General features: G+C 58.5%; 12 protein-coding genes. 2 read left to right on the top strand and 10 right to left on the bottom strand.

The features are described 5' to 3' along the window. Positions 1-41 precede the first annotated feature (41 nt). Genes RQ935_RS09550 through RQ935_RS09510 form a run of 9 tightly spaced genes read right to left on the bottom strand, consistent with a single transcriptional unit; the run spans position 42 to position 9323 of the window. Positions 42-791 (bottom strand): beta-carotene 15,15'-monooxygenase, encoded by a 750-nt coding sequence (locus tag RQ935_RS09550; protein WP_295027175.1) that lies wholly within the window; start codon positions 789-791, stop codon positions 42-44. Positions 792-833: 42 nt separating this feature from the next. Further along, positions 834-1802, bottom strand: a complete 969-nt coding sequence (locus RQ935_RS09545; RefSeq protein ID WP_295027177.1) for a copper transporter — start codon at positions 1800-1802, stop codon at positions 834-836. Positions 1803-1838: 36 nt separating this feature from the next. After that, the gene (gene steA, locus RQ935_RS09540) at positions 1839-3017 is read right to left on the bottom strand and encodes a putative cytokinetic ring protein SteA (protein WP_295027179.1); all 1179 of its coding nucleotides are present in this window, start codon (positions 3015-3017) and stop codon (positions 1839-1841) included. Further along, complete coding sequence (gene recN / locus RQ935_RS09535) at positions 3014-4735, bottom strand: DNA repair protein RecN (protein ID WP_311498175.1); 1722 nt, start codon at positions 4733-4735, stop codon at positions 3014-3016. The genes steA and recN overlap by 4 nt, the downstream gene beginning before the upstream one ends. Then, a complete protein-coding gene (locus RQ935_RS09530) occupies positions 4735-5589 on the bottom strand; it encodes an NAD kinase (RefSeq protein WP_295027183.1) in 855 nt (284 codons plus the stop codon). Before RQ935_RS09530 ends, recN begins: the two co-directional genes overlap by 1 nt. Then, entirely contained in the window at positions 5561-5755 is a 195-nt protein-coding gene (locus RQ935_RS09525; protein ID WP_295027185.1) for a trehalose phosphatase, read from the bottom strand. Before RQ935_RS09525 ends, RQ935_RS09530 begins: the two co-directional genes overlap by 29 nt. Before the next feature lie 59 nt (positions 5756-5814). Beyond that, the gene (locus RQ935_RS09520) at positions 5815-6663 is read right to left on the bottom strand and encodes a TlyA family RNA methyltransferase (RefSeq protein ID WP_311498174.1); all 849 of its coding nucleotides are present in this window, start codon (positions 6661-6663) and stop codon (positions 5815-5817) included. Beyond that, positions 6656-6841: a thioredoxin gene (locus RQ935_RS09515; RefSeq protein WP_297346761.1), complete on the bottom strand. Its 186-nt coding sequence runs from the start codon at positions 6839-6841 to the stop codon at positions 6656-6658. The genes RQ935_RS09520 and RQ935_RS09515 overlap by 8 nt, the downstream gene beginning before the upstream one ends. Then, positions 6831-9323, bottom strand: a complete 2493-nt coding sequence (locus RQ935_RS09510; protein ID WP_399532412.1) for an HAD-IIA family hydrolase — start codon at positions 9321-9323, stop codon at positions 6831-6833. Before RQ935_RS09510 ends, RQ935_RS09515 begins: the two co-directional genes overlap by 11 nt. A 134-nt stretch (positions 9324-9457) precedes the next feature. Here RQ935_RS09510 and RQ935_RS09505 point away from each other — a divergent pair, with 134 nt between their 5' ends. Together RQ935_RS09505 and RQ935_RS09500 are read left to right on the top strand one after the other, a co-directional pair. Beyond that, a complete protein-coding gene (locus tag RQ935_RS09505) occupies positions 9458-10051 on the top strand; it encodes a ribonuclease H (RefSeq protein ID WP_295027192.1) in 594 nt (197 codons plus the stop codon). A 60-nt stretch (positions 10052-10111) separates the two neighbouring features. After that, a complete protein-coding gene (locus RQ935_RS09500) occupies positions 10112-10822 on the top strand; it encodes a hypothetical protein (protein ID WP_311498173.1) in 711 nt (236 codons plus the stop codon). Here the strand turns inward: RQ935_RS09500 and RQ935_RS09495 are convergent. Continuing rightward, entirely contained in the window at positions 10819-11784 is a 966-nt protein-coding gene (locus tag RQ935_RS09495) for an acetylxylan esterase (RefSeq protein ID WP_311498184.1), read from the bottom strand. The two genes, RQ935_RS09500 and RQ935_RS09495, sit on opposite strands and share 4 nt — an antisense overlap. Positions 11785-12169: the final 385 nt, after the last annotated feature.

The following is a 12169-nucleotide window of genomic DNA, read 5'->3' as shown; positions in this document are numbered from 1 at the left end:
TTTCAAGCTGTTTTACGTAACGCGCCGTGTCTGCGCGGCCGCTATGCGGGCAGACGCCCCCAGTCGTCCCCGGCTTTCAATACCGGGTGGCTGTCGATGACTTTCGAGAAACTGATTTTTTCACTAGCCAGGGTTAGGGCGGCGATTACAGCCAAGGTCACGAGGTTGGTGCGGGTCGTTCTTCCTTGCGACCAGGTGGCTCCCAAGGCCGCTCCCAGCGCATTGGCGCCCGTGTCGCCCAGCATGGTGACTTCGCGGAGGTCTAAGGGCAAGGCCGCGGCGATAACGGCACAGTTCGTTGCCGCCATACGCCGACGCGCGCAGTAGCACCCGCTGCGAGCGGGCCAGAATCCAGCCGCACCCCCCAACAGCGCCACTTTGAGGGCTCGCCCCGGTCTGAGATCCAGCAGATTGACCAGGTTCGCGCTCCCGGCGATGACTCCGGCCTGAATCATCCAGCCCCAAATATCGCGGCGGGGTCGAGCTGCCACAGCTCCCGTAGCCATCAGGGCCAGCATTTTAACCAAGCCGGGGCTTAACCGGCCCTCTTTCAAAGCCCCAATATGACCGTGCAAACCTTTCGTAGATTTATTGGTGGTGTCACTGTCTGACATGTCGTCAAAGAACCCCGCTGCACCACTGCCAGCTGCGGCCACGGCGACCCGCAGCGCCGCACAATTACCCCGTCCCGAAATAATCTGAGCCACCGGCAACAGGATGCCAACCGCTGTCCCACCCCACAGGCTCACTTTCCGGCCGTGAAAATTCGTGCGCTGGAAGTTAATCTGCATAACTCGCCTTCCGGTTTAGTTCCTGGACTGCTTGACCTGTGCTCACTGCGGTGCCGGTGCGGCGGGCGCCTCAGCCGGGGCAGGTGGAGCGGGGACTTCCGTAAAGGGCGGCACCAACGCGGAGGCATTCTGTTCGCTCCCCCAGGCTCCAACGGTGCCATTCATGCGGGCCACCAAAGCAAAAGGCAGGGAAAGGAGCGAAGTTTTCGTACCGATGCTATCCACCGTGGGAACGGGGTTTCCGCCCGACCGCACCTTGGTCAACAGGTCATTCTCGCCCTGCGCCGAACCGTAAAGAACCACTCCCGAGGCGAACGTGTTGAGGGTTTGAGCGAACTCTATGAGGTTCTTGGTCCGTTTTTCCAAGGCCTTCAGCTGTTTCTCGTTCTGTGGCTCCAGCGGTCCGGGACCCACAATAATCGCGGCGCGAGCCGGCTGGGATGCCGGATTAGCGACTTGGATGAGGGGGGTTTCTTCCACCGTCAGGATTCCCGAAAGCGAATCGTTTTGGCCGTTGAAAATCAACTGACCGATAGCGGCGGCCAGGGTGGATTCCGGGGTGGTGGCGCGGGTGGTATCGCTCAGATACTGCCTAATTTGACCGGAAAGCGCCTCCCGGTAAGCCTGTTTTGCGGGGGCGAAAAAGTTTTCTTGCAGGTTAATCTGAGCGTTGATAGTGCCGCCCGCCGCGGTGACGATTTCGCTCACGGCTTTCACATCTTCGGCTTCAGCGTCGGGCAACACCACCAGGGCGACCTCCGTGCCTTGCAGGAATCCGTTGAATATCCGCGGCGCGAACTGTTCTACCGTCTGGTCTTGCACATTGATTTGAGACTGGGCCTGGGTCAGTTGCTCATTGAGTTGATTGCGATCTTCACGGAGCTTGTCGACCTGGCCAGTCAAAGTATCCCCGATGGGATCAGCCAGCGGCCCGGCGCCGAGGATAATCCCTACCGCGAGAGCCAAGAAAACCGCCACCAGGGAAACCAGGTGATACCGAAAATCAATCATAAGTTTTCTTCCAATCTAACTTTCACAAATTCGCCTTTAACCAATCAAGCCCCTCAGGCCATGCCACCAGGCATCCATATTCGCAGCTACCAACCCTATGAAGGTCTGTCCGCCGGTAGTTGAACCCAGTGCCGCCAGCATTGCCAGCAAACCGGCCACAACCAATAAGCCCATCTGCCAGTTCGTAATCCGGGGACGGTAAAGTTTGGAAACGCCCTTGGCATCGATGAGTTTGCTGCCGACTTTCAGGCGAGTCAAGAACGTTGAGGACATTCCAGCACGCCCTTTATCCAAAAATTCCACCAGGGTAGCGTGTGTCCCCAGGGCGACGATGAGTTCCGCGCCTTTCTCATCAGCTAACAGCATGGTGATGTCCTCGGACGTGCCCGCCGCAGGGAATACCACATGGTCCACCCCGAGTTCCTGCACCCTGGACAAGCCGGGAGCTTTCCCATTGGGATAGGCATGTACCACGATTTCGGCCCCGCAAGTCAATGCCTTATCGGTCACGGAGTCCATATCGCCCACCACCAGGTCGGGCTTCAAACCGTTCTCTAGCAGCGCATCCGCTCCGCCGTCCACCCCAATCAGGATGGGACGATACTCGCGAATGTAAGGCTTGAGCATCAGCAGGTCTTCTTTGTAGTTGTAACCGCGCACTACCATCAAAACCTGGCGTCCGGAAAAGTTCGTTCGTAAATCAGGCACACCCACAGAATCAAGAATCAAATCCCGTTCTTTTTTCAGGTATTCCATAGTGTTGGCGGTGAAAGCCTCAATCTGGACTCCCAGAGAAGCCTTCGCCGCCTCCATATTGGCGGCGTTCGTTTCTTCGGTTTGCCGCACCCCTTCCGCAACGAGTTTCCCGCCACAAAATACCTGGTTGTCCCGGATTTCGACCCGTTGGCCTTCCTTCAGGCTCATAATGTCGGAACCCAAATCGTCAATGAGGGGAATCCCCGCCTCGATGAGGACTTTTGGTCCTTGATTGGGGTAACGTCCAGAGGTGGACTTTTCCGCGTTCAGTACTGCGGCAGGTTCGATTGCTTTCAGCGACTCTGCCGCGACCCAGTCCAAATCCTGGTGCGAGATAACGGCGACTTCCCCGGCACCCAGACGTTTTGTCAGGTTTTTGGTACGCGTATCGATGCGCACCAGACCGCCCAGGCTGGCTCCTGTCTTTTGATTACGTTTTCGGCGAAACACTGCCATCATGACTCCGATTGTCCCACACGAGCCAGTTCGATTAACTCATCGGCGTGCGCAAGCGCCGTTTTTGTGAGCTTCGTCCCGGAAATCATCCGCGCCAGCTCCTCACGCCGTGATTCCTGATCCAAAACTGTAATCTGGCTCTGCCCGCCGCTCTTAGTAATCTGTACCTGGCAGTCTCCAAATGCCGCTACCTGCGCCAGGTGGGTTACCACAATGACCTGGTAGTCCTGAGCCAGACGCGACAGCCGCCGCCCAACCTCGATGCCAGCTTGCCCGCCAATCCCCGCATCAACTTCGTCGAACACGAAAGTGCCGCGCGCCTCGGTGCTTTGCGAGTTCTGGAGGGTTTGGCCGGCTTGAGATAACCGGGAGCCTCTGCCCGCCAGGGTCACTTCCAGAGCCAGCATGATACGGGAAAGTTCCCCACCGGAGGCCGCGCTGGATAAGGCCAGCACGGGGGCTTTCGGGTGGGGACGCAGCATGAACTCAATGCGGTCGGCTCCGTGGGCACCCGGCTCCCCCTGACGAACTTCCACGGTTACCCGCGTGTCCTTCATATCCAAATCCACCAGTTCCGCATTAATCGCCTTGCTGAGCGCACGCGCTGTCTTTTCGCGAGCCTCATGCAGTTTTGCCCCCGCCTGTTCTACGGCATGCGCCGCAGACTCCATCTCGAGGCGCAGTTGCTCTAAATGCTCTGTACCACCCTGCAAACCCTGCAACTCCGTAGCGGTATCTCGCCAGGCCGTGCCCAAGCGTTCCGGTTCCACCCCCAAGCGCAAACTCAAATCGGTAAATGCGGCCCGTCGGCTTAACGCCTCTTGGAGCGCCTCTGGGTCAGCGTTCAAATCTTGCAGATAAACCCCCAGTTCGCGGGCCGCATCATCGAGAGCATAACCGGCCCCGCTCACGCTTTGCGCGACCTCTTGCAAGCTCGGGTCCTCTTCCATCGCCCGCTGTAGAGCCCGGGTGGCCACGGCGACCAAATCGGTGGCTGCCGGGGTGGAATCCGCTTCAATAGCCGCCAGCGCCGCCGCGACGTTTTCACGTAAACTTTCCACGTTAGAAAGTTTCGCGACGCTGGCACTAAGTTCCGTGAATTCGCCGTCCTCAGGCCTCAGACTGTCGAACTCTTCACAAAATCGTTCCAGCACTTCGCGGCGGTGTTCGCGCTTTTCAGCGCTGGTTTCCCACTCGGTAAAAGCCTTTTGGGCGAGGCTCAAAACCTCCCAATCCTGAAGATATTGTTCCAAAGCCCGCTGATGGGCGGCATCTCCATAAGCGTCCAAAGCATCGCGCTGGGCTCGCTCGGTGCGCAGCCGGCCCTGCGCGGCTTGACCATGAACCGACACCAAGCTGGAACCAAACTCCCCCAAAATAGCGGCAGGAACCGTGCGTCCTCCCAGGTGAGCCTTGGAACGTGAAGCTAGGGGCACCACTCTTGACACCTCGGCAACGCCGTCCTCAACCACCCCGCCGGCTTCTTCCACGACCGCCCCGGCCGCACCATCTACCAGGAAACTGCCTTCCACCACGGCTTTTTGGGCCCCGTGAGAAACTAGCGCAGGCTCGACTTTCGCCCCCAGCAACCAGTCCAGCGAGGTCAGCAGCATGGTCTTACCGGCCCCGGTCTCGCCGGTAATGACGGTAAACCCCGGACCAAACTCCAAGGCAACGGAGCTAATCGTCCCCAAATTCTCAATCCGCAGCGATTCCAGCATTAGCGACCTCGCCACCCTCCCACGGGCAAACCAAACTTTTTCACCAACCGAGCCGAGAACGGCAGGGATACTAACCGCGCCAGCTGCATATCGGTAGCGGATTTGGTGACCCGAATAGAGGAACCCAATGGCGCGGGCAAAATACGTCTCCCATCAGCCCAGACTTCGCAGTCTTGCACCTGTTGAGGCAGAACTTGAATCTCTAGCACCGATGACGGTCCCAGCACCAGGGAACGGGTAAACAAACCGTGGGCGGCCAGCGGGGACAGCACCAAGGCTTGCACATCAGGCCACACCACAGGTCCGCCAACCGAAAAGTTATAGGCGGTAGATCCGGTGGGAGTCGACACAATCAAACCGTCCGCGCCGTACTCGGAAACCGCTTCCCCGTCGACACCAAAAGCCAAAAGTGCGGGGTGGCCTTTATCGGTGCTCAACACCGCGATGTCATTGGCCGCCCATTCTGATTGCACCGAACCGTCAGGGTGACGCACTTCCACGTCAATACACATTCGGCGTTCTACCTGGTAGTCGCCGCGCACCACCCGCTCGCAAAGTTCATCAAGTTCTTCTTCCTCTGCTTCGGCGAGGAACCCGACGTGGCCCAAATTCACCCCGATGACCGGGACACCTTGACGATGGGCGATATTCGCGGCCTCCAAAATGGTTCCGTCCCCACCCAGCACGATGATGAGGTCGATTGGTTCCGAACTCGTGCGGTCCACTACGGTGATTCCGGCATTTTCCAGGTATCCGCGGACACTGGCCGCCGCCACAATAGCGGGCTGGCGGTAATGGTGGTGAAACACCATAATGGTTCGTTTTTTATTCACCGGACTGGGCCTTTCGTGCATATTTCTGGACCAACTGCGGGCTGGGAGGTTGGTATTCACAAGTGGGCGCGGCCTCGCTGGCCCCGCAGCAATCCGCGTATCCCCCCATGTCCTGACACGTGTCATCCCAGTTTTGCGGCTGCTCCGGCGACTCGCCACCCGGCTTGCCCCGAACTTCCTGTTCCATAACTTTCCCTTCTGTTTACTTAATTTTCTCACACCACCAGGACATTAGGACCCAGACGTCTATGGCTGAGGCCCTCTGGCAATAGCTTCCCCAACGGCGGTGTCCAACGATTTCCCCTCCAAGTCTGGCAGGTTTTGTTGCCGGGCCGTAGACTGCGCGGTGAGGTAAAGGAAGTATTCAACATTACCGCTGGGACCGGCCAGCCCGGCAGGAGCCACGTTCAGCACCGCCAGTCCGGCCTCGTGAGCCTGGCGCGCAACGTTCTTAACAGTCTGTCCGCGATCGTCTGGATTCCTGACCACACCCCCGCGCCCCAAGTTGTCACGGCCGATTTCAAACTGGGGTTTCACCATCAGCAGGTACTGCGCCTGCGGGTTGGCGGCACGTTGCAGCGCCGGCAGAACCAAACCGAGTGAGATAAAGGATAAATCCCCCACGACCAGGTCTGCGGGCGGGTCGATGAGGGCGGAATCCAGCGTGCGCACGTTGGTTCGTTCGAGATTCACGACCCTGATGTCGCTGCGCAAGTTCCACGCCAGTTGGCCGTACCCCACATCGACCGCAAACACTTTGGCGGCACCGCGGCGCAGTAAGACGTCCGTAAATCCTCCCGTGGAGGCACCCGCGTCGAGACACACCGCACCTTCTATCACCGGGGTTGATGGGCCATAAAGTTCCAGGTAGTCCAGCGCCCCCAACAATTTGTGAGCACCCCGAGACGCGTAGTGGACCGTTTCAGGGTCACGCAGCACGATAGCGGAACTCAACTCCACCTGTCGGGCGGGTTTCAGGGCCTCCTGACCGTCCACCAGCACCTGACCGGCGGTAATCATCTGTGCCGCTTGGGTACGGCTGGGCGCCAGGCGGCGACGCACCAGCTCCGTGTCCAACCTCGCGCGTTTAACCATGATTTGCTGACTGCGCCTCATCCCCGTTTAAGACGGTCTGCAGGTCGGCGGCTACCTTTTGCAGCAGTTCCAACTGTGATTCCAAGGGCGCCTCATGGGCGGCTTCTATTTCTTCCCGGTAATCATGCAGGTCTTGAGCGTTCAACGTGGCAGGAGTGGGAACCTGATTATTCATCATCTGCCGTCCTCTGTTCCACTGCCGGTGCGGAATCGTCACGGCGTGAATCCACTTCGTCGAGGTCTAGGTCGTCCCCCTCGCCATAGTCGCGTTCGACTTCACGAACCACGCTAAACTCGGGGCAATCCACCCGATTACCTTGCTCCCTGGCATACCAGACGGCTGCCAGAATAGCGCGAAACTCCCCTAGGGATACGACCGTGCCGTCCTCGCTCAACACCCCCAGGCCGCGGACTTCAATATCGTGGCCGTTCACGCGAGCCCGCGTGTTTTCGGTGTACCACCAGCCGCGATTACGCAGTTCCGGGCGTTCAATCGGTACTGTCAGGTCGGTCAAATCCAACCCCACAAAAGTGGGCCTTTGGGCTGGCGGAGCCATCACTAGGTCGCGAGGCTGCGTGAGTCCGGTCAGTACCACGCAAGACGCCACTTGGGCGTTGTTTGCCCCGACGATATCTGTAGCCAGCTGATCACCGATGGCCAGCGCGTGTCGCTTCAAAATCCGGTGTTTGCGTTCTGCCGCTTTCACCCGGTCGAATTCTTTTTCTTTCGCCAGGTCCGCTTCGCTGAGAACTACGGGTTCGCTATCCGGATCCGCTTTCGCTTCACGAGCCTGCCTGGCTTGCTCTCGCGCAGCAGCAGCGGCTTCTTCGTTGGCTTTAACTTCCGCGGCGATTTCCTCATTGTTCATCAGGTAGTCCTGACAGCGGTTAATCGCTAAATCGTAGATGGAGGTTTCCGGTTTACCGCACACTATCGGTTCGCTCTTGGTGGCCCGACGCACCGCTTCCACCAGAGAACCGTTGCCGATACCGCGGCCTTTTTCGGTCGGCAGGGCATAATCCATGTTCGTGGCCACCCACTTGGCACCATTCGCGATGGCGTAGCAGGCCTCGGACAGCTCAGCCCAGCCCACCTCAAAACCGAGTCCCTGCAAGACCCCGGCAGGCTCCTGATCCGCCGTGGACACGACTTCAAAGCCCGCCGCCTGTACAGCTTGCGGCACGCCCTCGCCGCCCACGCACAGCACTTTCGCCCCCGGTTCCAGCAGTTCGCTGAGCTTCGCAGCCCCATCTTGAGCCGAGGTCACGATGTCATCAGGACTGGCCTCTACCCCGGCAGCAGCCAATTTCGCCACCACGTCCTGCGGCACGCGCGCCGCATTATTGGTCAGGAACACGAACTTTCCGCCCAATTCGCGCCCTGCAGAAATACTTTGCCCCACCCCGTCTACCGGCTGAGACCCGTTCCAGGTCACCCCATCCAAATCGGTAAGCAGCAGCGGGTACAGCTGAGCCAGCGGCACGTTCGCCCCTTGCAGGGTAGTCGGGTTAGCCCGTTGTTCGGCTTCTTCAGCTTCTTGAATATCCAGGATTTCGACATCCTCCGGCTCTCGCGGAATGAGTGCCTGCGCGGCATCAGCTTCCTCATCCCGGCCCAGTTCACGCAGCCGGTCAGCCTTCACACTGAGCAGTCGCCCATATTCGAACCTCTCGGACTCGGGATCCACCTGGGCCAAGGCCGCTTCAATAACAGCCAGTCCGGTCTCATATTCACCCAAATCTGCCCGTGCGGAGGACTCCACCAGAGCGAGTTCAAAATGTTCCGTTCGGTCCAGGTCTCCTGGCTTGACAGCTTTAATGATTTCCAACGCTTTTTCGGGACGTCCCAGACCGCGTTCCGAATCCGCTTCCACCGATTTCAACACTTCGACACCGCTCATCCGCCGGGCAGTTTTCACTTCGCGCAGCGCTTCGCTGTACTTGCCACAGGCATAGGCGGTCAAAGCAACAGCTTCGCGAACCACGTCGATACGCCAAGCCATTTTCAGGGCCGCCCGGGCATATTCATAAGCGAGTTCGGGCTGCGTGTCGAAAAGCTCCGCGGACATGACCAAGTGCCGAGCCACGTTTTCCGCGGTTTCTTTCGGTAGCGGACTGAGCCGGGACCAAGCCTCTTTATCCAACATATCCCAAGTAATCGAGGCCGGGATCTCCAGGTATCGAGAGCGTCCCGTAGTGCCGTGACCGCGTTTATCCGATCCGGCATGACTGCGGTTGTACCCCCGATCATCGTAGCGGGATCGTTGTGAGCCAGAGGAACGGAAGCCCGAACGACCCGAGTCGCGTCGCTCCCCACCTCGTTCAAAGTTACGTTTGCCGCCGCGATCATCACGCCGCCAGTCATCGCGACCGGCGCGTCCCCCCCGGTCGTCGCGGTCATTATCGCGACGAGGGCGCCCCGAGTAGCCACCGCGTTTTCCGCCGCGATCATCACGGCCGTACTTGCCGCCTGACTTGTATCCACCCTTACGGTCGCCTTTGAAACCCCCGCGGCCTTTGCGTTCATTATCTCGTTTATCGCCGCGTGACTCGCGGCCTGCCTCTTCGTTCTCGCGAGACTCGCCTTTGCGCTCGCGCCAATTTTCGTTCGGTTCCTCTGCCAAGTTTTCCCAAGGGCGAGGATTGTCTGAAGCTGTCACTTTCTATTCCTTTACAATCGATCCACTATTCTGTTTTCACCATTAAGTCTACACGTACCCAGGGTAGTTAAAATCCTCAGCCTGTTCGGCAGCGGGCAAGCCTCAGTGTCGTTTTCAAACTGTTTCCCCTTAGGATGGGGAGCATGGAAATCACAGTGGCGGCGGATGGTTCTGCCTTGGGCAACCCCGGACCAGCCGGATGGGCATGGTACGTTGACGAAAATTGTTGGGCGGCAGGGGGCTGGGCCAAGTCCACTAACAACCGCGGCGAACTGATGGCAGTGGTGGATTTTTTGGAGCAAACCTCTGGCATTCCTAATCTGACCATTCATTTCCTATGTGATTCTCAATACGTCATCAACTCGGTAACCAAGTGGATGCCGGGATGGAAACGCCGGGGCTGGCGCAAGGCTGACGGCAAAGCGGTGTTGAACGATGACCTGATGAAACGTTTAGATCAGGGTCTGGCAGGGCGAACGGTAGACTTCCGCTGGGTGAAAGGCCACGCCGGACACACCCTGAACGAGAAAGTTGACCAACTGGCTCGTGGAGCTGCCACCGCCTATCAGCAGGGACTTTCCCCCCACACCGGTCCGGGTTTAAGCCCCGAGCTGCGCAACTTATCCACCCGCCCCCAGCCTGCGGTGAACACGGCTCCTCCCAGCCCCGCTGCATCCGCTACACCGCTAGATACTCGGGGCACGGGTATCCAAGGAACCTTGTTCTAACCGCCCCTCGACAAACTGCCCCCTCGCGAGAAATTGTGCTCATCGCGATAGATTGGTTATATGCAGAAACTACCCCAAGACACCGATGCCCTGCTGGATGCCGTATTGGCCCTACCGGAACGGCATATTGAGTGGACGATTGCTCGGTTACTGGATAAACACCCGGGCATTTCCACGCTCGCGCTGATGAACCTGGTGACACGGCGCTACGTGCGGGTATCCCAAACCGCTTCCGCAGGAGTGGGAGCGGGAGCCGCGGTTCCCGGCTCCGGGCTGGCTATTGGGGCCGCTTTAACCGGGGTGGAGCTGAGCGTATTTGCCGCCAACACGGCGCTTTACGTGTTGACGATGGCGCGGCTTTCGGGCATTCCCACCCAAAACTTGGAAGCCCGCAAGACTTTGGTTCTCTCGGCGATACTTGGGGATGAGGCCAGCAAGTTGGTCTATGACCAGGCCGGATTCGGTATCTGGAACTGGGCGCGTGCGCAAGTTGCCGATAACGCGTCCGCGACCTTGAGCTCGGTCAATAAGGCCTTAGCGCAGTTTGCCGGGAAAAAGATTTCTAAAAAACTTTCGGGACACGTTGTAGGGCGTTTTATCCCCCTGGGTATCGGCGGCGCTATCGGGTTTTTCTCGGGGCGCAAACTCGCCTTGGACACAGTCAAGGGCGTCAATGCCCAGATTGCCCTGCTGGCAGGCCCGCAATCGGCGCCCGATTGGAGGCCGCCACTTTCAGCGCATGCCCCGGACTGGGACACCATCGAAAACTAGTGAAACTGCTCCAGCCAGGCGTGTTGCTTTAACAGGTGGTGCAGGTTGGGGTCGTCGTGTTCGTTAAAGGGATACACTTCCATGCTTTTATCCCCGCTCCACTCGTTGAAAATTGAGTAGGTGCAGGCGGGTGGCACGTACTCATCGCTAAGTGACACTGAGAAATAGGCCGGGCGCGTGGCATGGCGCGCAAAATTGACGGCATCAAAATACGACAGGGTGGTTTCGACCTGGTCGTATCGGTCCGGGTAGGCTCGCAGATAACGCTGCACCTCCCGGTATGGCATATGGTCATTGTGACCAACCCCATACATCACGTTGCCCAAAGCCAAATCCGACAGTACCGCCCTCACGCCCTCGTGCCGCGCTCCGACACAGGCCGCCAAGGTTCCGCCTTGGGACGCTCCAGCCACAAAAACTCGCCGCGGGTCGATGAAGTTTAGCGTCAAGGCAGCGTCAATGGCTCGGTAAGCGTCAGTAATGAGACGGCGAAAGTAATAAGTTTCGCGGTTTTCGACGCCCAGGGTAAAGAATCCGAAGGCGTGTGGAGGAGCGGGGTGCGGGTCTGGGGTGGCTCCCCCGGTGCCGCAGTCTCCGCCTTGACCGCGGCTATCCATAATCAGATGCACGTAACCGGCAGAAGGCCAAAACATGCGTTCTCCGGGGACCCCGCGTCCCACCCCGTAGCCGAGGTATTCCACGATAAGGGGTTGGTTCTCGCGTTTCGTAAATCCAGGTACCCCCGCCAGCCAGCCTTTGATGCTTTCACCGGCAAATCCAGGGAAAGTCACATCGTAGAACTCGAGGGTTTCTATCGGGCTATCGACCCGCTGCATTTGAGCAAGTGCTGGAATCTGGCGCGATTCCTGTAGCGTGTTACTCCAGAAACTCACGAAATCTGCGGGCATCTGGACCTGTGGCCTAAACGTCTCGAGTGCGTTTTTCTCCATGTCGGTTAGCATCGTCCTCCCATGCTCGCCAAAAATACGGCTGACCAAAACCATTATGCCCCCGGCTTGATTCTCGAGGAACATCCCGGACATCGCGGCGCAAAACATTTTGAAATTCCCCGATTTAAGGCGTTTACGGGGGCGTATTTGCCCGCGATTGTCTCCGGTGACCGGTCAGCTGCTTTGAGGCCTAGCCGCTCCCGCCATGATGAGGTCTGGCTGTAAAAATGATTCGCGGGGAAGCTCCTCGCTTCCCCGCGAACACATCATCTACAGAATGCCGGAATACGTTGATTGAACGTAGTCCCGAAAGGCAATAGAGCTATCGCTCTACATTTACAATTTCTTGTAGCTGTGCTGGTTGATGTCATCGGGTCCACCGTAGTTCCCACCTGGG

It is taken from the genome of uncultured Mobiluncus sp. (assembly GCF_963511525.1).
GTDB lineage: Bacteria > Actinomycetota > Actinomycetes > Actinomycetales > Actinomycetaceae > Mobiluncus.
This window is presented reverse-complemented; position numbering and strand designations above follow the sequence as displayed.

Coding starts and splice junctions, on each gene's coding strand:
- RQ935_RS09550 (WP_295027175.1), bottom strand. CDS start 791: ATGCAGATTAACTTCCAGCGCACGAATTTTCACGGCCGGAAAGTGAGC.
- RQ935_RS09500 (WP_311498173.1), top strand. CDS start 10,112: ATGCAGAAACTACCCCAAGACACCGATGCCCTGCTGGATGCCGTATTG.
- RQ935_RS09525 (WP_295027185.1), bottom strand. CDS start 5,755: ATGGAACAGGAAGTTCGGGGCAAGCCGGGTGGCGAGTCGCCGGAGCAG.
- RQ935_RS09495 (WP_311498184.1), bottom strand. CDS start 11,784: ATGCTAACCGACATGGAGAAAAACGCACTCGAGACGTTTAGGCCACAG.
- RQ935_RS09505 (WP_295027192.1), top strand. CDS start 9,458: ATGGGGAGCATGGAAATCACAGTGGCGGCGGATGGTTCTGCCTTGGGC.
- RQ935_RS09520 (WP_311498174.1), bottom strand. CDS start 6,663: ATGGTTAAACGCGCGAGGTTGGACACGGAGCTGGTGCGTCGCCGCCTG.
- steA (WP_295027179.1), bottom strand. CDS start 3,017: ATGATGGCAGTGTTTCGCCGAAAACGTAATCAAAAGACAGGAGCCAGC.
- RQ935_RS09545 (WP_295027177.1), bottom strand. CDS start 1,802: ATGATTGATTTTCGGTATCACCTGGTTTCCCTGGTGGCGGTTTTCTTG.
- RQ935_RS09530 (WP_295027183.1), bottom strand. CDS start 5,589: ATGCACGAAAGGCCCAGTCCGGTGAATAAAAAACGAACCATTATGGTG.
- RQ935_RS09515 (WP_297346761.1), bottom strand. CDS start 6,841: ATGATGAATAATCAGGTTCCCACTCCTGCCACGTTGAACGCTCAAGAC.
- recN (WP_311498175.1), bottom strand. CDS start 4,735: ATGCTGGAATCGCTGCGGATTGAGAATTTGGGGACGATTAGCTCCGTT.